The 21,372-nt window shown below is 65.5% G+C and carries 23 protein-coding genes and 1 tRNA gene; 18 read left to right on the forward strand and 6 right to left on the reverse strand.

The genetic code is table 11. The annotated features are described in order from the left end of the window. The first annotated feature begins 51 nt into the window (after positions 1–51). The 3 genes from QU481_RS07910 (at position 52) to bcsS (ending at position 2,744) form a co-directional block, all read left to right on the forward strand. Positions 52–630: a DUF2939 domain-containing protein gene (locus QU481_RS07910; RefSeq protein ID WP_289829396.1), complete on the forward strand. Its 579-nt coding sequence runs from the start codon at positions 52–54 to the stop codon at positions 628–630. Positions 631–952: 322 nt separating this feature from the next. Further along, complete coding sequence (locus tag QU481_RS07915; protein WP_289829397.1) at positions 953–1,675, forward strand: GntR family transcriptional regulator; 723 nt, start codon at positions 953–955, stop codon at positions 1,673–1,675. Positions 1,676–2,021: 346 nt separating this feature from the next. Then, positions 2,022–2,744, forward strand: a complete 723-nt coding sequence (bcsS, locus tag QU481_RS07920) for a cellulose biosynthesis protein BcsS (protein WP_289829398.1) — start codon at positions 2,022–2,024, stop codon at positions 2,742–2,744. Between the two features lie 692 nt (positions 2,745–3,436). Here bcsS and QU481_RS07925 read toward each other — a convergent pair. Together QU481_RS07925 and ispB are read right to left on the reverse strand one after the other, a co-directional pair. Further along, positions 3,437–3,511: transfer RNA gene (locus QU481_RS07925), tRNA-Arg, on the reverse strand. An 8-nt stretch (positions 3,512–3,519) separates the two neighbouring features. Then, positions 3,520–4,491 carry an octaprenyl diphosphate synthase gene (gene ispB, locus QU481_RS07930; RefSeq protein ID WP_289829399.1) on the reverse strand — a complete coding sequence of 324 codons (972 nt, stop codon included), beginning with the start codon at positions 4,489–4,491 and terminating at the stop codon, positions 3,520–3,522. 201 nt (positions 4,492–4,692) lie between these two features. Between ispB and rplU the strand changes: the two genes are divergently transcribed. The 3 genes from rplU to obgE all read left to right on the forward strand — a co-directional run bounded on the left by rplU (position 4,693) and on the right by obgE (position 6,593). Next, positions 4,693–5,004 (forward strand): 50S ribosomal protein L21, encoded by a 312-nt coding sequence (rplU, locus tag QU481_RS07935; RefSeq protein WP_289829400.1) that lies wholly within the window; start codon positions 4,693–4,695, stop codon positions 5,002–5,004. Positions 5,005–5,017: 13 nt separating this feature from the next. Next, entirely contained in the window at positions 5,018–5,293 is a 276-nt protein-coding gene (gene rpmA / locus QU481_RS07940) for a 50S ribosomal protein L27 (RefSeq protein ID WP_289829401.1), read from the forward strand. 124 nt (positions 5,294–5,417) lie between these two features. Continuing rightward, the gene (obgE, locus tag QU481_RS07945; RefSeq protein ID WP_289829402.1) at positions 5,418–6,593 is read left to right on the forward strand and encodes a GTPase ObgE; all 1,176 of its coding nucleotides are present in this window, start codon (positions 5,418–5,420) and stop codon (positions 6,591–6,593) included. Between the two features lie 62 nt (positions 6,594–6,655). Here obgE and QU481_RS07950 read toward each other — a convergent pair whose 3' ends face one another. Further along, complete coding sequence (locus QU481_RS07950; RefSeq protein WP_289829403.1) at positions 6,656–7,351, reverse strand: hypothetical protein; 696 nt, start codon at positions 7,349–7,351, stop codon at positions 6,656–6,658. 373 nt (positions 7,352–7,724) lie between these two features. Beyond that, a complete protein-coding gene (locus tag QU481_RS07955) occupies positions 7,725–8,486 on the reverse strand; it encodes a CDGSH iron-sulfur domain-containing protein (RefSeq protein ID WP_289829404.1) in 762 nt (253 codons plus the stop codon). A gap of 175 nt (positions 8,487–8,661) precedes the next feature. Here QU481_RS07955 and QU481_RS07960 point away from each other — a divergent pair, with 175 nt between their 5' ends. Together QU481_RS07960 and tpx are read left to right on the forward strand one after the other, a co-directional pair. After that, positions 8,662–9,051, forward strand: coding sequence for a carboxymuconolactone decarboxylase family protein (locus QU481_RS07960; protein WP_289829405.1), 390 nt, complete (start codon positions 8,662–8,664; stop codon positions 9,049–9,051). Positions 9,052–9,456: 405 nt separating this feature from the next. Beyond that, positions 9,457–9,954: a thiol peroxidase gene (gene tpx, locus QU481_RS07965; RefSeq protein ID WP_289829406.1), complete on the forward strand. Its 498-nt coding sequence runs from the start codon at positions 9,457–9,459 to the stop codon at positions 9,952–9,954. A 120-nt stretch (positions 9,955–10,074) separates the two neighbouring features. Here tpx and QU481_RS07970 read toward each other — a convergent pair whose 3' ends face one another. After that, positions 10,075–10,623 carry a gamma carbonic anhydrase family protein gene (locus QU481_RS07970; RefSeq protein ID WP_289829407.1) on the reverse strand — a complete coding sequence of 183 codons (549 nt, stop codon included), beginning with the start codon at positions 10,621–10,623 and terminating at the stop codon, positions 10,075–10,077. Positions 10,624–10,714: 91 nt separating this feature from the next. Between QU481_RS07970 and QU481_RS07975 the strand changes: the two genes are divergently transcribed. Continuing rightward, positions 10,715–12,760: a M3 family metallopeptidase gene (locus tag QU481_RS07975; RefSeq protein ID WP_289829409.1), complete on the forward strand. Its 2,046-nt coding sequence runs from the start codon at positions 10,715–10,717 to the stop codon at positions 12,758–12,760. A gap of 265 nt (positions 12,761–13,025) precedes the next feature. Here QU481_RS07975 and gdhA read toward each other — a convergent pair whose 3' ends face one another. Then, positions 13,026–14,372 (reverse strand): NADP-specific glutamate dehydrogenase, encoded by a 1,347-nt coding sequence (gene gdhA / locus QU481_RS07980; protein WP_289829411.1) that lies wholly within the window; start codon positions 14,370–14,372, stop codon positions 13,026–13,028. A 167-nt stretch (positions 14,373–14,539) separates the two neighbouring features. On the opposite strand from gdhA, the gene xth reads away from it, so the two are divergent. The 9 genes from xth to cydX all read left to right on the forward strand — a co-directional run bounded on the left by xth (position 14,540) and on the right by cydX (position 21,293). Beyond that, a complete protein-coding gene (xth, locus tag QU481_RS07985; protein ID WP_289829412.1) occupies positions 14,540–15,313 on the forward strand; it encodes an exodeoxyribonuclease III in 774 nt (257 codons plus the stop codon). Between the two features lie 103 nt (positions 15,314–15,416). Continuing rightward, positions 15,417–15,545 carry a hypothetical protein gene (locus tag QU481_RS07990; RefSeq protein ID WP_289829413.1) on the forward strand — a complete coding sequence of 43 codons (129 nt, stop codon included), beginning with the start codon at positions 15,417–15,419 and terminating at the stop codon, positions 15,543–15,545. Further along, entirely contained in the window at positions 15,542–15,949 is a 408-nt protein-coding gene (locus QU481_RS07995) for a hypothetical protein (RefSeq protein WP_289829414.1), read from the forward strand. Before QU481_RS07990 ends, QU481_RS07995 begins: the two co-directional genes overlap by 4 nt. A gap of 10 nt (positions 15,950–15,959) precedes the next feature. Beyond that, entirely contained in the window at positions 15,960–16,622 is a 663-nt protein-coding gene (locus QU481_RS08000) for a response regulator (RefSeq protein WP_289829415.1), read from the forward strand. Continuing rightward, complete coding sequence (gene qseC / locus QU481_RS08005) at positions 16,619–17,971, forward strand: quorum sensing histidine kinase QseC (RefSeq protein ID WP_289829416.1); 1,353 nt, start codon at positions 16,619–16,621, stop codon at positions 17,969–17,971. Before QU481_RS08000 ends, qseC begins: the two co-directional genes overlap by 4 nt. 261 nt (positions 17,972–18,232) lie before the next feature. Further along, positions 18,233–18,400 carry a cytochrome oxidase putative small subunit CydP gene (gene cydP / locus QU481_RS08010; protein WP_289829417.1) on the forward strand — a complete coding sequence of 56 codons (168 nt, stop codon included), beginning with the start codon at positions 18,233–18,235 and terminating at the stop codon, positions 18,398–18,400. After that, complete coding sequence (locus QU481_RS08015; protein WP_289829418.1) at positions 18,397–19,959, forward strand: cytochrome ubiquinol oxidase subunit I; 1,563 nt, start codon at positions 18,397–18,399, stop codon at positions 19,957–19,959. Before cydP ends, QU481_RS08015 begins: the two co-directional genes overlap by 4 nt. Before the next feature lie 10 nt (positions 19,960–19,969). Next, positions 19,970–21,103 carry a cytochrome d ubiquinol oxidase subunit II gene (gene cydB / locus QU481_RS08020; protein ID WP_289829419.1) on the forward strand — a complete coding sequence of 378 codons (1,134 nt, stop codon included), beginning with the start codon at positions 19,970–19,972 and terminating at the stop codon, positions 21,101–21,103. Positions 21,104–21,194: 91 nt separating this feature from the next. Next, entirely contained in the window at positions 21,195–21,293 is a 99-nt protein-coding gene (gene cydX, locus QU481_RS08025) for a cytochrome bd-I oxidase subunit CydX (RefSeq protein ID WP_289829420.1), read from the forward strand. The last annotated feature ends 79 nt before the right edge of the window (positions 21,294–21,372 follow it).

The following is a 21,372-nucleotide window of genomic DNA, read 5'->3' on the forward strand; positions in this document are numbered from 1 at the left end:
GGGGTTTTTTCTGGCAGGAGCGAGGCGGGTTCAGATTCGCAGGAGAAAACGATGCGCAAACTATTGCTCGCCGTAATGCTGGCGTTGTTCGCCGCATTCGGCTGGGGGTGGTACTCCCCGTACTACACCCTGGGCAAGCTGCGAGACGCGGCGCAGGCGGGCGACGCCGAGTATGTGAACGCTCATATCGATTACCCGGCGGTGCGAGAAAGCCTGCAGGCGTCGATGAAGGCCGTGGTGACACGCAAGCTCGGTGGCGAAGCCGCGGTGCAGCACAACCCCTTCGCTCGCTTCGGCGCGGCCATTGCCGGCGCGGTCAGTGTACCTCTGACCGAGGGGCTGGTGACGCCGGAAGGCATGCGCGAGCTATTGCGCCATACAGCTCACCGCAGCGGGGGGGAGCGTACGGAGGACGAGAGCGACAAGTCGGCCGAAGTGGGCTCCGGCACGGAGGGGGCCGCCCCGTCGGGTGATGGCGAGCGGCCGTTCCACAATGCCGGTGCCGGCTACCGCAGCTGGCGCGAATTCAGCGTCCAGGCCGACAGCCGCATCGGGCCGCTGGCGCTGGTGTTCAAGCGCCAAGGCCTGTTTGGCTGGAAGTTGAAGGCGCTGGAAGTCAGCGGTAACTGATCCGAGCAGACCGAGCCTAACAAACTCCGCATCCGCGGGGCGTTGTCGTATGGGCTTATGCCGTCGCGAGACCTTCCGCTCGTTTGCATGGGCGGGGCCGTCTGGTCCGCCAATGTGCTGAGTGCACTGGCCGTATAGCTGGGCCTGATGGTGCGCGGAACTGTGGCGGCCGCTCATGTTTGAGGTGCTGCGCGGCTACGGTTTCGCCGAGTTGCCAGGACTGTCGTGCTTGTCATGGTTGAGGCGATGACGCCCAAATGGCGCGGCTTGGGTAGAATGGGCGTTTTCCTTCTGCCCGGCTCCGGCCGGACCTGCGCCAGAGATGAACAGCGACATCATTGAAACCAAGCCCAAGCCGCCCGAAACCGAAGACGTCGGCTCCCTGCTGGTCGACGAGATCGTCCAGTGGGTCGCCAAGGCGATAATCGAAGGTCACCTCGCACCTGGCGCCGACCTCAACTCGGTGGAGCTGGCCAAGCGCTTCCATACCAGCCGTACCCCGGTGCGCGAGGCGCTGCTGATCCTCAGCCGCGAAGGCCTGGTCGAATGGTCGCCGCGACGTCGACCACGGGTGTCGGCACTGAGCCTGAAGGAGGTGCGCGAACTCTATCAACTGCGTGCCACCTTGTTTTCGATGGTCGCGGTGGCGATCGTCGAACAAGCCACCGAGGCGCAGATCGATGAGCTCTGGCAGGTGCAAGCCGAACTGGCATCGGCGGCCGAGGCCGGCGACGTCGACCGCTACTTCTGGGCCAACGTGGCGTTCCGCGACAAGGAGCTCCTGATCAGCAATAACGCGGTGATCAAGCAGGTGCTTGACTCCTTGCGGCTGCGCACCCACCGGCTGCGCCACCTCAGTGCCTCGCTGCCCGGTCGTCTGCAGCGCTCCTGTACCGATCACGAACGGTTGTGCCAGGCGTACCGAGACCGCGATGCGACGCTCGCCTCGGCGCTGAACCGCTCACTGGTGATGAGCGCACTGCAGGGGGTCGAGCAGGCGTGGGGCGAGCAGCCGGTGACGGGGCGGCGTGGCGAGAGCTGGTAGGCATGGTCGCGAGGTCTGCTCCCTAACTTCTTCGTTCCCCGGAGACACCCTCGCTCGCGCTGCACCCACCTGCAGCTCCAGACAGTAGTCGGGCACAACCCTTAGTTGTGCTTCTGACGTTGTCTGGTGCGCTACTACCTCTAGCCGACCTGTTCCCGTCATGACTTCCCGATAAGCCGTTTGCCTTGACACTGGCTTGGCGGTGATTTAATCAGAATTTATAAAATCATTCTGCAAACGTTTCGGCATGAATATGCCGATCTTGGCCCAGCTGGGCTGGATGTGGCGCCGGGCCTGTGTGGCGAGTCCGGTACCGCACCGACGGCGAGCTTGTAAGGGGAGGGGAATGGGAAAGATCACCACGCCGAACCGGGGGCGTGTCCGGGGCGGGCTGCTGCTTCTTGCATGTGGCCTGCTCGGCCACGGCTTACAGGCTGGGGCCGCGTCCTCCTGGCTCTATACGGGGGCGGCGTTTTCGGAACAAGGGGGACGCTATGAGTACTTGGGGCTGATGGCGCCCTTGTTCTCCAGCACCTACCTGACCCAGCGCTATCTCATTAGCGACTACTACTATCGCTACGGCCTGAACGGTGTCAGCGTAAAGGTACGGGGACAGGCCGCAGAGGCCGAGCTGGGCGTCAAGACCGGCTGGGACAGCGGCTGGGCAGGCGCGTTCGCCGGCCCGCGCTACCGCGACAACCGGGTTTCCCCCGACGGGGCAGATCCACGGGCAGACGGTACCGAGCTGGGCGCCGTGGTCGGCCTGGAGGGCGAACAGCGCTTCGGCCCCCTCTGGGCGCTGAACGGCACGGCGGCCTATACCTTTGGCCCGGACTCATACTGGGGGCGGCTCCGTTTACTGCGCCAGGTCTTGGACGGCAAGGCCTGGGTGGGCATCGAGGGAGTCGCGCAGGGCGACCCGAGCTACCATGCCCACCAGGGCGGCTTGGTGGTCGACAAGATCAAGCTGACCGACACACTGTTTCTGGGCTTCAATGCCGGTGTGAAGAAGAGCTCGGGTGAGTCGCGCGCCTTCTACGGAGGGTTCAACCTGGCTGTCGGGTTCTGAGCGATCGCTTGCACGACTAATACGTAAGCTTTTTTGCCGAACCTACTTCGGCGGGAAGCGGCTCTCCTGCGGTGGATGGCGAGTAACGGCGATCTTGCCGGTGCTGCTTGCCGAGCCAGGATTCGCAGGGCGATAACCCCCGTACGGCTTTTGCCGGGCGGGGGTTATTCGTTTGTGCCGTCGCCAACTGGCGCGCGAGTGCTTTCTCTGCCCCGCCATCGCCAGCACCCGCTCGCGCAGCCAGCGCTGTGCCGGGTCGGCATGGGGCGCGGCTTTCGTTGATTGCTTCGGACTGCTTTGGAATGTTTAGAGGGAGGGCCTAAGCTGTCTGAGGAGGTGAGAGATAAGCCGGATGGTATCGATTGCGCGGGAAATGCAAAATGGTTGCTTCACCGCATGCACGATGGAAGGCAAGTGGGTGTGGCTGAGTCGTCTCCCACTGCTGAGCGACGTCGCAAATAGCCCTAAGTAAGCAGGCCTAACCAGAAGGAGTCAGTAGAACTCCCTATCTGCAATGTCTGGGCCGTCTGCTGTTATCGGCCTGATGTGTTTTACCAGATAGCAGCAGGCATAACAGCAGTTGCTGTGGGCTCTTACCGGATGGGGTTGGAATGTTTCGGACAACAAAAACCCGCAAAGCCTTGTGCTATGCGGGTTTTCTGGACTTGCTCGGACTTGCTTGGAAGTGAAGGTGGCGCCCCCGACAGGAATCGAACCTGTAACTGCCCCTTAGGAGGGGGCCGTTATATCCATTTAACTACGGAGACGACGAAAATCAGGCGGCGCGTTGCACCGACAGCAGTGCCAGTTCGGCGAGCGCGTCCTTGGCCGGGCTGTCCGGCAGGCAGGTCAGCGCGTCGACGGCGCGGCGGGCGGCGGCTTCGGCTTCGCCGCGGGCGTAGTCCAGCGCACCGCAGGATTGTACCGCAGCAAGCACCGCGTTGAAATGTTCGCGGCTGGCGTGTTCCAGCGCGTGGCGCACCAGCTGGGCCGATGCTTCGTCGCCCTGGCGCATCGTGTAGATCAGCGGCAGCGTTGGCTTGCCCTCGGCGAGGTCGTCGCCCAGGCTCTTGCCGATGGTTTCGGCATCGCCCGAGTAGTCGAGCACGTCGTCGATGATCTGGAAGGCGGTGCCCAGGTGCATGCCGTAGTCGGCGAGCGCCTGCTCCTGCTCGGTGTTGGCGCCGGCGATCAGCGCGCCGACGCGGCAGGCGGCCTCGAACAGCTTGGCGGTCTTGTACTGGATCACCTGCACGTATTCGGCTTCGTTGATGTCGGTGTTGCCGATGTTGAGCAGCTGCAGCACCTCGCCCTCGGCGATCACGTTGGTGGCGTCGGCCATTACCTGCAGGATGCGCATGTCCTGCGGGGCGACCATCATCTGGAACGCGCGGGTGTACAGGAAGTCGCCGACTAGCACGGCGGCGGCGTTGCCGAACAGCGCGTTGGCGGTGTCGCGGCCGCGCCGCAGGTCGGACTCGTCGACCACGTCGTCGTGCAGCAGCGTCGAGGTGTGGATGAACTCGATCATCGCCGCGAGCGAATGCAGGTGCGGCCCGTCGTAGCCCAGTGCCTTGCCGGCCAGCAGCGCCACGGCCGGGCGCATCCGCTTGCCGCCGGCCGAGATGATGTATTCCGCCACTTGGCGGATCAGCACCACGTCGGAGTGCAGTTGCTCGCGGATGACGCGATCAACGGCCTGCATGTCTTCGGTAATCAGTGAGCGGAAAAGCGGGGCGGTGGACACGGTGAGAACCAGGTTAGGGACGAGCCAATAAAGCGGCGATCATAGCAGATAGGGACCGATTACGGCCAAGGCGTGCAGTGGCGTGGGGGGTAGTGCGGGGGCGGTGTGGGGGAAAAGTTGACAGCTATCAGTCACTTGCGTACTATCACGGGCTCTTCGCGCGCATCTGGCGTGGAGTTTATCCATTAGGAGTTCAATCGAATGTACGCGGTCGTAAAAACCGGCGGCAAGCAATACAAAGTTGCCGTTGGCGAAAAACTCAAAGTAGAACAGATACCTGCCGACATCGATAGCCAAATCGTACTTGAAGAAGTGCTGATGGTTGCTGACGGTGAACAGGTTGTCGTAGGCGCCCCGCTGGTGGCTGGCGCTACCGTGAAGGCCACTGTTGTTGCTCATGGTCGTGGCGAAAAGGTTCGTATCTTCAAGATGCGTCGCCGTAAGCACTACCAGAAGCACCAGGGTCATCGTCAGAACTACACCGAAATCCGCATCGACGCGATTTCGAAGTAAGGAATAACTAGCTATGGCACACAAAAAAGCAGGCGGTAGCTCCCGCAACGGTCGCGATTCCGAAGCCAAACGCCTGGGCGTTAAGGTTTACGGCAGCGAACTGATTCCGGCTGGTTCGATCATCGTGCGTCAGCGCGGCACCAAGTTCCACGCAGGCGACAACGTCGGCCAGGGCAAGGATCACACCCTGTTCGCCAAGGTTGACGGCTACGTGCAATTCGCGGTTAAGGGCGCTCTGAAGCGCAAGACCGTTAGCGTGGTTCCGTACACCGGCGTAGACGGCGAGTAATTCCCGCACGTCTGGAAAAAGCCCTGTCCTCGGGATAGGGCTTTTTTGTTTGTTGTGAGGCGCGAGGTGTGGCGGGTCGGATGAACGACCCTTCACACCTCGCTCCTCAGGCAAGGGAGATAGCATGAAATTCATCGACGAGGCCCGCATCGAAGTGGTGGCGGGCAAGGGCGGCAACGGTGCCGCCAGCTTCCGTCGCGAGAAGTTCGTGCCGCGCGGCGGCCCGGACGGCGGCGACGGCGGCAAGGGCGGCAGCGTGTATGCGGTCGCCGACGAGAACATCAACACTCTGGTGGAATACCGCTTCGTGAAGCGCTACCAGGCGCAGCACGGCGAGAAGGGCCACGGCGCCGACCGCTACGGCAAGGGCGGCGACGACATCGAGCTGCGCATGCCGGTGGGCACGGTGATCGTCGATACCGACACCGACGAGCTGATCGCCGACCTGACCCACCACGGCCAGCGCGTATGCCTGGCGCGCGGCGGCAAGGGCGGCCTCGGCAACATCCACTTCAAGACCTCGACCAACCGCGCGCCGCGTCAGTGCACGCCGGGCGAGCAGGGCGAGATGCGCGCGCTGAAGCTGGAATTGAAGGTGCTGGCCGACGTGGGTCTGCTGGGCATGCCGAACGCCGGCAAGTCGACCTTTATCCGCTCGGTGTCGGCGGCCCGCCCGAAGGTGGCCGACTATCCGTTCACTACGCTGCACCCGAACCTGGGCGTGGTGCGCATGGACGATACCAAGAGCTTCGTGATCGCCGACATTCCGGGCCTGATTGAGGGCGCGGCCGACGGCGCGGGCCTGGGGCATCGCTTCCTCAAGCACCTGTCGCGTACCGGTCTGCTGCTGCACTTGGTGGACGTGGCACCGTTCGATCCGGATGTCGATCCGGTTCGTGAAGCACGTGCGATTGTCGAGGAACTGCGCAAGTTCGACGAGGAACTGTTCCAGAAGCCGCGCTGGCTGGTGCTGAACAAGGTCGACATGCTGCCGGACGAGGAGCGCGAGCTGACCGTGTCGGCGTTCCTGGAGGCCTATGGTTGGCCGAAAGAGCAGCCGGACGACCGCTTCGGTTTCGATATGAACGCGCCGCGCGTGTTCGTGATCTCGGCGCTGACCGGTGACGGTACCCGCGAGCTGACCTTCGCGATCCAGGAATACCTGGAGGCATGGCGTGCCGCCGAGAAGGCGAAGGCCGAAGCCGCCGCCGCCGAGGCCGCGGTGTTGAAGCCGGTGCCGGAAGCCGAGCCGCCGCGTACGCCGGGTCTGGTGATCCGTCCGATTGCCTCGGACGAGTAAGCCTGTTGCTGGATGCAAGAAAAAGGGCCGCCCCATGGGGCGGCCCTTTGCGTTGGTGGTGTTTAGCTGCCGGTGCCGGCGTGGAACTGGGCATTCCAGCGGATGCCGAGCAGCGTCTGCCAGCCGCTCTGGTGGCCGTTGTCCGGTCGTGCTTCCCAGCGTGTGCCGGCACCGGCGACCAGCTGCCAGCTGGCCTTGCTCGGATAGGTGGCGGTGAGCATCCAGTTGCCCTGTTCCAGCCGGTATTCGCCGCCGTAGCTGGCGTTGCCGAGGCTCTCGCGGCGGGTGCGGTCGGCGGCGGTGCCCCAGTAGCTGAAGCCCCAGTCGGTATTGCGCCAGGTGGTGATCGGCTGATCGAGCCCGAATACGGCGAGCTTGCCCGGTGTGTGCGAGCCGATTCGGTCCGCGAGGCCGAACGACAGCGTGCCGTCTTGCGGCAGATCGAAGCCATAGCGCAGCAGCGCCATGTTCGACGAGCTCGGCCCGCCGTAGCCCCACAGCCGTTCGTTGGCGACGCCCACCGCGGCGAAGCCGCCCGGTGCCGGCACAGCCCAACCGAACTCGCCGTCGTCGATATAGCCGCGGCCGTAGGCGGTGTCATGGTGCGCCTCGACCATGGTCTGCAGCCGGGTGGTGATGCCGTCGGGCACCTTGCGACTGAGCGCGCCGATGGTGATCGACAGTGCGTCGGGCTCGTCGGCCAGGGCGGCTTGGCTGAGGCCGAGGGCCAGCAGGACAAATAGGGCGCGGGTAGGCATGAATGACTTGGTCAGGGGGCCGGCACAGGGGCAAGATCGGCCGAGTGTAGCATTTCCCGATGGCTTGGCGTGCGCCACGACGGTTGCCTGTCGGCCCAGGGCAAGGTGCAACATACTGAAAAGAGGGACTCTTCTTGGTTGACCTGTCATGGCCACGGCCGGTCGCTGTGTTGACCGAATCCCGCCTATCCGTGGCACAGGGAGTCCGCGGGAGGGGGAGTCGTAGGTGCTGAGTCAGAGCCGCTAAACACCCTTCCGGCGTTATTACGCTGCCTTGCCGTACGTAAGGGCATGCCCAGGTCGACTGGCCGAGTACTGCGCTCGCCAAGGCATGAAAGACGGCCCGCTTTACGCGGGCCGTCTTTGTGGAGGGTCAGGCTTCCGGCCCGCCGGGCAGGCCGTCCTGCCACTGTGCGCTGGCATGGCTGCCGTCGCAGAACGGTTTGTTCTGCGAGTGCCCGCATCGGCACAGCGTGACGCGATTGCGAATCTCGTAGACGCTGCCGTCCGCCGACTGGATGGCGATGCCGCCACGCACCCACAAGGGGCCGCTGGACTGGCTGGGCGGGTCCTCGATCAGCCCCAGCTCCGGGGCGTCCAGTGCTTCGAGCGGCACCCCGCTCGCCACGTCCCAGGCGAGCAGCCGCCCGGACGGGCAGTGGTGGGTTTCGTGCAGCACGTATTCGGCGGTTTGCGGGTCGTCGCTGCGCAGCACCAGCTTCCAGACGCTGCCGTGACCGTCGCAGAAACGGCTGTTCGCACAGTAGTCGGGGTTGTCGCTCACGCGCAGCGTCGGGCCGTCGAAGACTTTCGCGCCGTCGAGGATGGGCTGCAGCGAGGCGGTTTCGGTGCCATCGAAACCGACCCGCTTATGGCTGCCGTCGCAGAACGGCTTGTGCTGCGAGTGCCCGCAGCGACACAGCGCCGCCGGTTCATCGAGCTCGAAGCGCTGCCCAGTGCGGTAGGTCCACGAGTGTCCGCTGCTGTCCGGCGTGATGAACTGCTGTACGAGCGGTGGCTGGCCGTGGACGATGAACGGGCCATTTGTGGTGATCACGATGCGGTAGCGTGCCGGCGCCGCTTGCGATCCGGGCGAGACCACCGCATCGTTATCGGCAGAAGGGGGATTGGCCATGGCTGTGCCTCGGCAGTGAGCGGCAAAGTTACATCTAGCTTTAGCCGCCGCCCCCGCAAACATCAAGCCGGTCTGCCGCTCCGCCGTCGGGCGAGGCAGGGCACGGCCTTGCCGGTCTCGGACTATCATGGCATGGTCGCGGTGATGCGTAGTCAGCCACGACAAAGGAGCCGTGATGAGCGAACAGGACCGAGAGCGGGGTCTCGCGACCCGTACCGCCGTGATGGGCGAGGCGTTCGTCGAACGCGCGATGGGCGATCTGGACGGTTTCACCCGACCGCTGCAGGAGTGGCTGAACGAGCATGCCTGGGGCAGCACCTGGCAGCGCGACGGCATCGACCTGAAGACGCGCAGCCTGGTCACCTGCGGCATGCTCGCCGCGCTGGGGCGCAGCACCGAGCTGAAGGGCCATATCCGTGGCGCGCTCAACAACGGTGCGAGCCTGGTCGAGCTGCGCGAGGTGCTGTTGCATTCGGCGGTGTACGCCGGTGCGCCGTGCGCGGTGGAGGCGTTCCGCGCCGCGCGCGAGGTGCTGGCCGAACAAGGGCTGAAGCTGCCGGATTAGCTCTGAGAACCTGTTCACGATCTGCTGCGCTCTATCTTCTAGGACTTGGGTGATCCTGCGTTGAAATGACGCTCAACATGCTTATCTACTCGATAAGTACATTCCGCTTTTTCGCGTCATTTCGCCTTGGCTGACCCTTTGTTCGCGAGATCGTGAACAGGTTCTGAGAGAAACGCCCACATCTGCGGTGCCGTCCGGAATGCTTCGTCGGGCAGTCGGCAGGCGTATCTGTGGTATGTCCAGCGATCAGAAATCCTCATGGACATCGAGTCCATTTCGGTTTTTGCGTTTCTCTTGTTCAATCAACGGCTTCGGCCAACCCTGCTGCCGATAGGGTTGAAATGTCACACGGCTACGGCAAACTGCAAGCCGCTGTAATCCCATGACCAACAAGGAGACATCAACATGGCAAGCGTTACCCTGAAAGGCACCCCGCTCGAAATCATCGGCAACCTGCCGGCCGTCGGCAGCAAGGCCCCGGCGTTCACCCTGACCGGCGGCGACCTGGCCGACGTGTCGCTGGAATCGTTCGCCGGCAAGAAGCTGGTGCTGAACATCTTCCCGAGCATCGACACCCCGACCTGCGCCACCTCGGTGCGCAAGTTCAACGAGAAGGCCGCTGCGCTGGCCAACACCGTGGTGCTGTGCATCTCGGCCGACCTGCCGTTCGCACAAGGCCGCTTCTGCGGCGCCGAAGGCATCGCGAACGTGAAGACCCTGTCGACCTTCCGTAGCCCGGGCTTCGACGAAGCCTACGGCGTGAAATTCGCCGGTGGCCCGCTGCGCGGCCTGACCGCCCGCGCCGTGGTGGTGCTGGACGAGCAGGGCGTGGTGAAGCACACCGAACTGGTGGGCGAAGTGGCCGACGAGCCGAACTACGACGCCGCCCTGGCCGCGCTGTAAGCGCCAGAGCCGTCCACGACAAACGGAGCCTGCGGGCTCCGTTTTTTTGTCGCTGCCGAGAACCCTGACCCTGGCCGGCACCGCGACGACGGCAGGGCGAATCGGGTTGGGCGGTGGCGCTTACTCCTCGTCCAGGCTTGCCTTGTGCTTGGCTGCCAGGCGGATGTAGTGCTGGGCCGAGTACTCGAAGTTGGCCAGCTCCGACTCGGTGAGACGGCGCACCGGCTTGACCGGGCTGCCCATGTACAGCCAGCCCGACTCCAGGCGCTTGCCCGGCGGTACCAGGCTGCCGGCGCCGATCATCACGCGCGATTCGATCACCGCGCGGTCGAGTACGGTGGAGCCGATGCCGACCAGCACCTCGTCGCCGATGGTGCAGCCGTGCAGGCTGACATGGTGGCCGATGGTGACGTGGCGACCGATGATCAGCGGCGCGCCGGCCGGGTCGGACTCGCGCTTGTGGGTGACGTGCAGCATCGCGAAATCCTGCACATTGCTGCCCTCGCCGATGTGGATGTGGTTGACGTCGCCGCGCAGCACCGCACACGGCCAGATCGACACGTGTTCGGCCAACTTCACTTCGCCGATCACCACCGCGCTCGGGTCGACAAAACAGGTGTCCGGCACTTCCGGGGTATGGCCGTCGTAGCGGCGGATATTGCGATTCATCGGAACTGTCCTTATCTAATCGGTCAGACTTCAAACGCCTATGATACAGGCGAACCCGCGGGCCGTTGGCCTGCCCGAACAAGGACGCCCCATGACTGCCAATCCGCTCCTGTCCATCACCGACCTGCCGCGTTTCGCCGACATCACCCCCGAGCATATCGGGCCGGCGGTCGACACCCTGCTTGCCGACGCGCGCGCCACCGTCGAGCGCATCACCGCCGATGCCGTGGCCCCCAACTGGGCCAACACGGTGGAGCCGCTGACCGACGCCACCGAACGACTCGGCCGCGCCTGGGGCGCGGTGCAGCACCTCAACAGCGTGGTCAACACGCCGGAACTGCGCGACGCGTACAACGCCAACCTGCCGAAGCTGTCGGTGTTCTGGACCGAGTTGGGCCAGAACCTGGTGCTGTTCCAGCGCTACAAGGCGCTGGCGGCCGGCCCTGAATTCGCCACACTGAGCCCGGCGCAGAAGAAGCTGCTGGAAAATGACCTGCGCGACTTCCGTCTGTCCGGTGCCGAGCTGCCCGAGGCCGAGAAGGAGCGCTTCGCGGCGATCCAGACCGAACTGGCCGAACTGGGCGCCAAGTTCGAGCAGAACGTGCTCGACGCCACCGACGCGTTCGAGCTGATCGTCACCGACAAGGCAGAGCTCGCCGGCGTGCCGGACGATGCGCTGGAGATGTTCGCCGCGGTGGCCGAGGCCGAGGGTAAACAGGGCTACAAGATCACCCTGCAGTTCCCGTTCTACTTCCCGGTGATGCAGTACGGCGACAATCGTGCCTTGCGCGAGCAGCTGTACCGCGCCTACGTGACCCGAGCGTCCGAGTTCGGCCCGGCCGAACTCGACAACACTCCGGTGATCCGCGCCCGCCTGCCGCTGGTGCGCGAGGAGGCGCAGTTGCTCGGCTATAAGGACTACGCCGAGTTGTCGCTTGCGACCAAGATGGCCGAGAGCCCGGAACAGGTCAGCGCCTTCCTGCGCGACCTGGCCGCGCGTGCCAAGCCGTTTGCCCAGCAGGACCGCGCCGAGCTCGAGGCGTTCGCCAAGAGCGAGCTGGGCCTCGACAGTCTGGAAGCCTGGGACATCGCCTACGCGGCCGAGAAGCTGCGCGTGGCGCGTTACGCGTTCTCCGACCAGGAGGTGAAGCAGTACTTCCCGGAACCGAAGGTGCTGGCCGGCCTGTTCGGTGTGGTCGATACCCTGTACGGCGTGAAGGTACGGCCGGCCGAGGCTCCGGTATGGCACCCGGACGTGCGCTACTTCGAGCTGGTGAAGGACGGTGCGGCGATCGGCGGCTTTTACCTCGACCTGTACGCGCGTGAAGGCAAGCGCGGCGGCGCCTGGATGGACGACGCGCGCGGTCGCCGCGTCAAGGCCGGTAGCGTGCAGACCCCGGTGGCCTTCCTCACCTGCAACTTCACCCGCCCGGTCGGCGACAAGCCGGCGCTGTTCACCCACGACGAGGTGACCACGCTGTTCCACGAGTTCGGCCACGGCCTGCACCACATGCTGACCCGCGTCGACGTGCTTGGTGTCGCCGGCATCAACGGCGTGGAATGGGACGCGGTGGAGCTGCCGAGCCAGTTCATGGAGAACTTCTGCTGGGAGTGGGACGTGCTGCAGGGCATGACCAGCCACGCCGACACCGGCGAGCCGCTGCCGCGTGCGCTGTTCGACAAGATGCTGGCGGCGAAGAACTTCCAGAGCGGCATGGTGACGGTGCGCCAGATCGAGTTCGCACTGTTCGACATGCAGCTCTACGGCGACTTCGATCCGACCGGTGACTGGCAGGCGCTGCTCGATGCGGTGCGCGCCGAGGTGGCGGTGAACTTCCCGCCGGCGTACAACCGCTTCGCCAACAGCTTCAGCCACATCTTCGCCGGTGGTTACGCGGCCGGCTACTACAGCTACAAGTGGGCCGAGGTGCTGTCGGCCGACGCGTACGCGGCGTTCGAGGAGGCCGGTGGTGCCAATCCGGTGACCGGTGCGAAGTTCTGGAACGAGATCCTGGCGGTGGGTGGCTCGCGCCCGGCGATCGATTCGTTCCGCGCCTTCCGCGGTCGCGACCCCGAAATCGACGCGCTGCTGCGCCACAGCGGCATGGTGGAAGCGGGCGAGGCGGTGGCCGCGTAAATTTCTGCAAAAAAAATTGCAGTGGCTCGGAACTTCCGACAGGGGGTGAGGCTCTTACCCGTGTTGCTTTCTCCAGAGCAGCAGTAGCAAGCGAGCTAGACGCATTTCCCCCTTTGTGTGGACATTCATGTGTCGTTGAGTACCCTCCGGTAAACCCCGGAGGGTCTTTTTTTTGTCCGCCGGGTTTGGCCTAGATTGGCCAAACCCGGCAGGCAAGAAAAAGCCGCCTGGCGGCGGCTTCAATCTATCTAACTGGCGCTGCGCCTCACACCACGCCCTGTGCGAGCATCGCCTCGGCCACTTTCACGAAGCCGGCGATGTTGGCGCCCTCGACATAGTTCACCTTGCCGTGGCGGCTGCCGTGCAGCACGCAGGCGTCGTGGATGCCGAGCATGATCTCGTGCAGGCGGGCGTCCACCTCGTCGGCGCGCCAGTTCAGCCGCATCGCGTTCTGCGCCATCTCCAGGCCCGAGGTGGCGACACCGCCGGCATTGGCGGCCTTGCCCGGTGCGAACAGCACGCCGGCTTCGATCAGCGCCTCGGCAGCGGCAGCGGTGGTCGGCATATTGGCTCCCTCGGCAACCGCCTTCACCCCGTTCTTGATCAGCGCCTCGGCGTCCGGCAGGCCCAGCTCGTTCTGGGTCGCACAGGGCAGCGCGATGTCGACCGGTACGCCCCATGGCCGCAGGCCGGCGTGGTAGGCGAGGCCGCGCTCGGCGGCGTAGTCGGCCACCCGGCCGTAGCGGTGGTTCTTGATTTCGGCCAGTTGCGCCAGCTTGTCGCGGTCGAAGCCGTCCGGGTCGTGCACGAAGCCGGCCGAATCGGAGCAGGTGACCACGCGGGCACTCAGGCTCAGCGCCTTGTCGATGGCGAACTGGGCCACGTTGCCGGCGCCGGACACCGCCACGGTGGCGCCGTTGAAGCCCTGGCCGTGCTTGGCCAGCATCGCCTCGGTGAAGTACACCAGGCCGTAGCCGGTGGCTTCCGGGCGCATCAGGCTGCCGCCGAAGCTCAGGCCCTTGCCGGTGAACACGCAGTCGGCGCGGTTGGACAGCTTCTTCATCATGCCGGCCATGTAGCCGACCTCGCGCGCGCCCACACCAATGTCGCCGGCCGGTACGTCGGTGTCACTGCCGATGTGGCGGTACAGCTCGGCGATCAGCGCCTGGCAGAAGCGCATCACTTCGCCCGGGCTCTTGCCCTTCGGGTCGAAGTCGGCGCCGCCCTTGCCGCCGCCCATAGGCAGCGTGGTCAGCGCGTTCTTGAAGGTCTGCTCGAAGCCGAGGAACTTCAGGATCGACAGGTTCACCGACGGGTGGAAGCGCATGCCGCCCTTGTAGGGGCCGATCGCGCTGTTGTGCTGCACGCGGAAGGCGCGGTTGACCTGCACGCGGCCCTGGTCGTCGACCCAGGCGACGCGAAACTGGATCACCCGTTCCGGCTCGACCAGCCGCTCGAGCAGGCCGTGTTCGGCATAGCGCGGGTTGGCCTCGATAAACGGCCAGATCGAGGAAAACACCTCGTGGACCGCCTGGAGAAATTCGGGTTGCTGCCCATCGCGATGGGCGAGCGCCTCGAGGAATTGCCCGAGGCTCTGGTGATGACGTTGCATGGTTGTCCCTGATTTTGTGATGACAGCGCGCTGTTGCGCATTGCCTAGGATGCATTGCCCGGAACCTACAATAATAACAACGTCATTATCGTGCTTCGCGCCGGCGTTTCTCGCGCCGTCCCGACCTGCTACGATGCGCCGCATTGGAACCCCTCAAGGAAGCCGCGATGCAATTTGCCACCTGGAACGTCAATTCGCTGAAAGTGCGCCTGCCGCAGGTGCTGCAATGGCTCGCCGACAGCCCGGTCGATGTGCTGGCGCTGCAGGAGCTCAAGCTCGACCAGGACAAGTTTCCGCTCGAGGAGATTGAGGCAGCCGGCTTTCGCGCCGCCTGGTACGGGCAGAAGACCTACAACGGCGTGGCGCTGCTCGTGCGCGCGCCGCTGACGCTGGAGGACGTGGTGCTGGGTATCCCCGGCTACGACGATCCGCAGCGCCGCGTGATCACCGCCACGGTGGATGGCGTGCGGGTGATCGGCGCCTACTGCGTCAACGGCGAGGCGGTCGACTCGGAGAAATACCCGTACAAGCTCGAGTGGTACGCGAAGCTCACCGAGTTCGTGCGCGAGCAAATGGCCCAGCATCCGCAGCTGGTGCTGATGGGCGACTTCAATATCGCGCCGGCCGACGCCGATGTGTACGACCCGGCCGCCTGGCAGGACAAGGTGCTGTGCTCGGTGCCGGAGCGCGCCGCGTTCGCCGCCCTGTTGGAGCTGGGGCTGACCGACAGCTTCCGCCATTTCTACCCGGATGAGGTCGCATACAGCTGGTGGGACTACCGGATGATGATGTTCCGCCGCAATCTTGGCCTGCGCATCGACCATGTGCTGATCAGCGATGCGCTGAAGGCGCGCGCGACCGACTGCGTGATCGACAAGGTGCCGCGCAAGTGGGAGCGTCCGTCCGACCATGCACCGGTGGTGCTGACGGTGACCGGCTGAGCGCCACTGACGAGGCGGCCGCAAGGTTAAGGCTGGGTTAAGTCGCGTGTCCTTTAATGACAGGGTGGCATCGGGCCACTCCAACCCTGTAAAGGAAGCGCGAATGAACAAACTGCTGGGCGCCGTGCTCGCTGCCGGTGTCGCATTCCCGGTGCTGGCCGCCAGCTTCGACTGCCTGGCCCATCCGCAGGCGCAGTGGCTCAAGCCGTCCGACTTCATCGAGCGGCGATGAGCAACGTGGCACGGCCCGACGAATCGGGTATCGATCCCTATCTGCGCCTGCTCGACTGCTGTCTGGCCGGCTGCGTGCTGCTCAACCTGACGGTGATGGTGCCGGCGGCGATGCCGCACCGGATCATCGGCTATCTGGCCGCCGGCCTGTTGCTGGCGCGGTTGCTGTACCGGGCGAGCGGGCTGGCGGTTCCGATGCCGGCCTGGCGCAGGCGCGGGGTGACGCTGCTGTTGACGATGCTGGCCTCGCTGCTGGTCAGCGGCACGCTGCTCGCCGGCGGGCCCCTGCGTGAGACGCCGTGGCTGGAGTGGCTGCATCTGGCGCTGGCGCTGGTGCTGCCCTTGGGGCTGACGCTGCTATTTGCCATCGGTGTGCTGCACCGGCGCGGCGAAATGGAACAATGACGGGGAAACGATGCGGATTCTGGTAGTGGAAGACGATGCGCTGATCGGCGACGGTCTGCAGGCCGGCCTCGCCCAGCTCGGTTTCACGGTCGACTGGTTGAGGAATGGCCGGGACGGTCTCGCCGCGCTGGCCGTGGCGCCGTACGATGCGGTGGTGCTCGATCTGGGCCTGCCCGGCATCGACGGCCTGGACATCCTCGCCGCCTGGCGACGCGCCGGCCAGCAGGTGCCGGTGCTGGTGCTGACCGCGCGCGATGCGCTGAGCGACCGGGTTGGCGGGCTCGATGCCGGCGCCGATGATTACCTGACCAAGCCGTTTGCGCTGGTCGAGGTGGCGGCGCGGCTGCGCGCACTGATCCGGCGCAGCCACGGCCAGGGGGCGCCGCTGCTGTGCCACGGCAAGCTGGTGTACGACCCGACTGCGCGGCGCGCCATGCTCGACGGGGAGGTGCTCGACCTGACTGCGCGCGAGCTGGCGTTGCTGGAGCTCTTGCTCGCCGGCAAGGGCCGGGTGCAGCCGCGCGCGCTGCTCGAGGAAAAACTGTATGGCTGGGGCGAGGAGGTCGGCAGCAACGCGGTCGAGGTGCATATCCATCACCTGCGCAAGAAGCTCGGCAGCGACTTCATCCGCACCGTGCGCGGCGTCGGCTATACGTTGGGGGACGAAGCGTGAAGGTGCGCAGCTTGCGGTTGCGGCTGTCGCTGATCCTGCTGGTGGTGGCGCCGCTGGTGTGGGCGCTCGCCACCGTGGGCGCCTATTTCCAGACCCGTCACGAGGTCAACCAGCTGTTCGATACCCAGCAGACGCTGTTTGCCCGCCAGCTGCTGTCGTCCAACCTGGCCACTCGCGTCGACGAGCTGCCGGAGCTGCCCAAGACCAAGCGACTGATCCGTGGCGGCGAGCACGGCGGCTTCGACGACGACGCCTTGTCATTCGCGGTGTTCGATGCTGCCGGCCGGTTGTTGTTCTATGGCGGCGACGGCAAGCATTTCCCGGCCGACCCGGCCCGGCGCGGTTTCGTGGTGGCGACGGTCAAGCATCAGGGGCCGTGGCGGTTGTTCTACCTGCCGGCGCCGGACGGGCAGCGCATCGTGGCGGTGGGGCAGAAGGAGGGCTACCGTCGCGAGCTGGTCTGGGAGGTGGTCGGTGTGCAGCTGGCGCCGTGGCTGGCCGCACTGCCGCTGCTGCTGCTGGTGCTGGTGTGGGCGATAGGCCGCGAGCTGGCGCCGCTGCGCGCCACCGCGCATGAGCTGGCGGTGCGTCGGGCCGACGACGCCAGTCCGCTGCAGGTGGCCCGGCTCGCGTCCGAGGTGGCACCGATGGTAAGTGCGCTGAACCAGTTGTTCGCCCGGACCGCCGACACGCTGGCGCGCGAGCGGCGCTTCACTGCCGACGCCGCGCACGAGCTGCGCAGTCCGCTGGCCGCCTTGAAGGTACAGGCCGAGGTGGCGCAGTTGGCCGAACACGATCCGGCGGCACGCCAGCGCGCGCTCGGCAACCTGACCGTCGGCATCGATCGTGCCACCCGGCTGGTCGAGCAGCTGCTGGCGCTGTCGCGGCTTGACCCCTTGTCCAGGCTGGCTGACGCCAAGCCGGTACGCTGGCAACGGGTGGCCGACGCGGCCTGCGCCGACGTGGCTCCGCTGGCCGCGCAGCGCCAAGTGACGGTCGAACGCGTCGGCGACGCCAGCGCCGCGCTGCCGCTGCCGGGCGACGAGACACTGCTGACGCTGCTGCTGCGCAACCTGCTCGACAACGCGCTGCGCTACGGTCCGCCCGGTGGGCGGGTGGTGCTGACGCTAGCGCCGGATGCGATCCACGTCGACGACAATGGCCCAGGCATCGCGCCAGACGACCTGCCGCGGGTGCGCGAGCGCTTCTTCCGCCCGCCGGGGCAGAGCGAGCCGGGCAGCGGTCTGGGGCTCTCTATCGTCGAGCGCATCGCCAGCCTGCACGGCCTGACACTCTTGCTTGCCAACCGGCCGGGCGGCGGTTTCGTGGCCAGCCTGGTGCGTGGCTGAGCCGGGCTGCGACACCATGTCGCATGGCCGCCCTCGCTGGGGCGCGTTACGCTACCCAGACCGAGCGAAATCGGTATCCAAGGTTACCCCCGCCATGATGGCGGGGTTTTTTTTTGCCTTCGAGTCATGGAGCGGGTGGCTGGCTATAGTGAAACTCGATGCCGGCTATCCCTGATTTGACGCCGATCAACATCGGCGCCCAGCCCGCCTCGTATGATGCCCGCGTTCTAAATTCCAAGCCGGCAAGGCCAAGGAGGTCTCATGCCGAAATTTTCCTCTCGGCTGGGCAGGGAGATCGTGCTGGTGCTGCTGATCAAGCTCGCGCTGATCGCCGCGATCTGGCAGCTGTGGTTCAGCGACCGCACCCCGGTCGACCCGCAGCGAGTTGCCATGCACCTGTCCGCCAACCAACAAGGGGGTTCCCCATGACCGAATCACTGGTCGACCTATCGCGGCTGCAGTTCGCGGTGACTGCGCTTTACCATTTTCTGTTCGTACCACTGACGCTGGGCATGGTGTGGATCCTGGTGATCATGGAGTCGGTGTTCGTGATCACCGGCAAGGAGATCTACCGGGATATGACCCGCTTCTGGGGCAAGCTGTTCGGTATCAACTTCGCGCTCGGTGTCACCACCGGCATCACCATGGAGTTCCAGTTCGGCACCAACTGGGCCTACTACTCGCACTACGTCGGCGACATCTTCGGCGTGCCGTTGGCGCTGGAAGGGCTGATGGCGTTCTTCCTCGAGTCGACCTTCATCGGGTTGTTCTTCTTCGGCTGGGAGCGGCTGTCGCGCACCAAGCACCTGATGGTGACCATCCTGATGGCGGTCGGCTCCAACCTGTCGGCGCTGTGGATTCTGGTCGCCAACGGCTGGATGCAGGAGCCGATCGGCGCGCACTTCAACTACCAGACGATGCGGATGGAGTTGACCAGCATGTGGGACATCTTCTTCAACCCCACCGCGCAGGCCAAGTTCGTGCATACCGTGTCGGCCGGCTACGTGACCGCCGCGGTGTTCGTGCTCGGCGTATCGAGCTGGTACCTGCTGCGCGGCCGCGATGTCGCGTTTGCGCGGCGCAGCTTCCGCATTGCCGCGGCGTTCGGCTTCGCGTCGGCGCTGTCGGTGGTGGTGCTGGGTGATGAGTCCGGTTACACCGTCGGCGAGGCGCAGCAGACCAAGATGGCAGCGATCGAGGCGATGTGGCACACCGAGCCGGCGCCGGCGAGCTTCACCCTGGTGGCTTCGCCCGATCAGGCGAAGCGGCGCAATGACTACCAGATCCAGATCCCGTATCTGATGGGCGTGATCGGTACCCGTTCGCTGACTAAGGAGATCCCCGGCATCCACGAGATCGTCGCCAAGAACAAGCACCGCATCGAAAACGGCCGCGAGGCGGTGATCGCGCTCGAGGCGCTGCGCAAGGATCCGCAGAACGCTCAGCTCAAGGCGGCGTTCGAGGCGCACGAGGCCGACCTGGGCTTCGGCCTGCTGCTGAAGAAATACGTCGCCGATGTGCGCCAAGCTGACGCGGCGCTGATCGACAAGGCGGCTTGGGACACGATACCGAATGTGGCGCCGATGTTCTGGAGCTTCCGCGTGATGGCGGGGCTGGGCTTCAGCCTTATCGTGCTGTTTACGCTGGCGCTGTACTTCTCGCTGCGCAACACCTTCCAGCAGAAGCGCTGGCTGCTGCGCTGGGCGATGTTGTGGGTCCCGGCGCCGTGGATCGCGATCGAGCTCGGCTGGGTGGTGGCCGAGTACGGCCGCCAGCCGTGGACCATCTACGGCGTGCTGCCGACCCACTTGTCGGTGTCGTCACTGTCGGTGGGCAGTGTGGTCGGCTCGCTGACCGGCTTTATCGTGTTCTATACGGGCCTGTTGATCGCCGAGGTGTACCTGATGATCAAGTACACCCGGATGGGGCCGTCCAGCCTCGGTACCGGCCGCTATGCCGGCGAAACCCCGCTGACGCAGCCGGCCTGAGGGAGACATCATGTTCGATTACCCGACTATCCGTTTTATCTGGTGGCTGCTGGTCGGCCTGCTGTTGATCGGCTTCGCCATCATGGACGGCCACGACATGGGCGTGGGCACGCTGTTGCCGTTCGTGGGCCGAACCGACGGCGAGCGACGCGTACTGCTCAACACCATCGGCCCGCACTGGGAGGGCAACCAGGTGTGGTTCATCACCGGCGGCGGCGCGCTGTTCGCGTCGTGGCCACTGGTGTACGCGACCGCGTTCTCCGGCTTCTACTGGGCGATGCTGCTGGTGCTGTGGGCGCTGTTCTTCCGCCCGGTGGGCTTCGACTACCGCAGCAAGCTGCAGGACCCGCGCTGGCGCGGCTTCTGGGACTGGGGGCTGTTCGTCGGTGGGGCGGTGCCGCCGCTGGTGTTCGGCATCGCGTTCGGTAACCTGTTCCTCGGCGTGCCGTTCCAGTTCGACGACACGTTGCGCGTCACCTACAGCGGCAGCTTCTGGGCGCTCTTGAACCCGTTCGGCCTGCTCAGCGGCCTGGTCGCCAGTGCGATGCTGACCTTCCAGGGCGCCACCTACCTGATCGTGCGCACCGAGGGGGCGATCCAGCAGCGTGCGCGCCGCGCCGCACAGTGGAGCGGCCTCGCGACCGTGCTCTTGTTCGTCGCCGCCGGCTTCTGGGTTCGCACGATGGCGGGCTACGTGATCGTGGCCGGCGCCAGCCCGAGCGCACCGTCCAATCCGCTGGCGAAGGTGGTGACCGAGGGGCAGGGTGCCTGGCTCGCCAACTACGCGCAGTGGCCATGGCTGTGGGCGGTGCCGCTGCTGGCGATCGTGGCGGCGCTGGCCGGTGTGGCGCTGTCGCGCAGCGGGCGCGGCGTGGCGGCCTTCGTCGCATCCAGCCTGACCCAGGCCGGGGTGATCGTCACCGCCGGCGCCAGCCTGTTCCCCTTCGTGCTGCCGTCCAGCCTGCACCCGAACTCCAGCCTGACGGTGTGGGACGCCACGTCCAGCCTGGGGACGCTGAACATCATGTTCTGGGGGGCGATCATCTTTACGCCGATCATCGTGCTCTATACCGGCTGGTGCTACCGGGTGATGCGCGGCAAGGTGACGGTGGAGGGGGTCGAAAGCTCGCACAGCGCCTATTGAGAACCGGCTCACGATCGACCGTTCGCGAGATCGTGGCCTGAGAAACGGCGCGGCCGGGCCGCGCCGCCTGTTTACGACAAGGAAACCGTCCATGTGGTATTTCGCCTGGATCCTCGGCCTGCCGCTCGCGCTGACGCTGGCCATCATCAACGCGGTGATCGAGGAAAACCTGCATCACGACAATGACTGAGCGCGGCGGGGGGGGGGGGGGGGGCCCCCCCCCCCCCCCCCCGGGGGGGGGCGCCCCCCAACGCGGGCGGCCCCCGCCC

Origin of the sequence: Crenobacter oryzisoli (assembly GCF_030385785.1) — a bacterium.
GTDB lineage: Bacteria > Pseudomonadota > Gammaproteobacteria > Burkholderiales > Chromobacteriaceae > Crenobacter_A > Crenobacter_A oryzisoli.

Coding starts and splice junctions, on each gene's coding strand:
- QU481_RS07910 (WP_289829396.1), top strand. CDS start 52: ATGCGCAAACTATTGCTCGCCGTAATGCTGGCGTTGTTCGCCGCATTC.
- QU481_RS07915 (WP_289829397.1), top strand. CDS start 953: ATGAACAGCGACATCATTGAAACCAAGCCCAAGCCGCCCGAAACCGAA.
- bcsS (WP_289829398.1), top strand. CDS start 2,022: ATGGGAAAGATCACCACGCCGAACCGGGGGCGTGTCCGGGGCGGGCTG.
- rplU (WP_289829400.1), top strand. CDS start 4,693: ATGTACGCGGTCGTAAAAACCGGCGGCAAGCAATACAAAGTTGCCGTT.
- rpmA (WP_289829401.1), top strand. CDS start 5,018: ATGGCACACAAAAAAGCAGGCGGTAGCTCCCGCAACGGTCGCGATTCC.
- obgE (WP_289829402.1), top strand. CDS start 5,418: ATGAAATTCATCGACGAGGCCCGCATCGAAGTGGTGGCGGGCAAGGGC.
- QU481_RS07950 (WP_289829403.1), bottom strand. CDS start 7,351: ATGCCTACCCGCGCCCTATTTGTCCTGCTGGCCCTCGGCCTCAGCCAA.
- QU481_RS07955 (WP_289829404.1), bottom strand. CDS start 8,486: ATGGCCAATCCCCCTTCTGCCGATAACGATGCGGTGGTCTCGCCCGGA.
- QU481_RS07960 (WP_289829405.1), top strand. CDS start 8,662: ATGAGCGAACAGGACCGAGAGCGGGGTCTCGCGACCCGTACCGCCGTG.
- tpx (WP_289829406.1), top strand. CDS start 9,457: ATGGCAAGCGTTACCCTGAAAGGCACCCCGCTCGAAATCATCGGCAAC.
- QU481_RS07970 (WP_289829407.1), bottom strand. CDS start 10,623: ATGAATCGCAATATCCGCCGCTACGACGGCCATACCCCGGAAGTGCCG.
- QU481_RS07975 (WP_289829409.1), top strand. CDS start 10,715: ATGACTGCCAATCCGCTCCTGTCCATCACCGACCTGCCGCGTTTCGCC.
- gdhA (WP_289829411.1), bottom strand. CDS start 14,372: ATGCAACGTCATCACCAGAGCCTCGGGCAATTCCTCGAGGCGCTCGCC.
- xth (WP_289829412.1), top strand. CDS start 14,540: ATGCAATTTGCCACCTGGAACGTCAATTCGCTGAAAGTGCGCCTGCCG.
- QU481_RS07990 (WP_289829413.1), top strand. CDS start 15,417: ATGAACAAACTGCTGGGCGCCGTGCTCGCTGCCGGTGTCGCATTCCCG.
- QU481_RS07995 (WP_289829414.1), top strand. CDS start 15,542: ATGAGCAACGTGGCACGGCCCGACGAATCGGGTATCGATCCCTATCTG.
- QU481_RS08000 (WP_289829415.1), top strand. CDS start 15,960: ATGCGGATTCTGGTAGTGGAAGACGATGCGCTGATCGGCGACGGTCTG.
- cydP (WP_289829417.1), top strand. CDS start 18,233: ATGCCGAAATTTTCCTCTCGGCTGGGCAGGGAGATCGTGCTGGTGCTG.
- QU481_RS08015 (WP_289829418.1), top strand. CDS start 18,397: ATGACCGAATCACTGGTCGACCTATCGCGGCTGCAGTTCGCGGTGACT.
- cydB (WP_289829419.1), top strand. CDS start 19,970: ATGTTCGATTACCCGACTATCCGTTTTATCTGGTGGCTGCTGGTCGGC.
- cydX (WP_289829420.1), top strand. CDS start 21,195: ATGTGGTATTTCGCCTGGATCCTCGGCCTGCCGCTCGCGCTGACGCTG.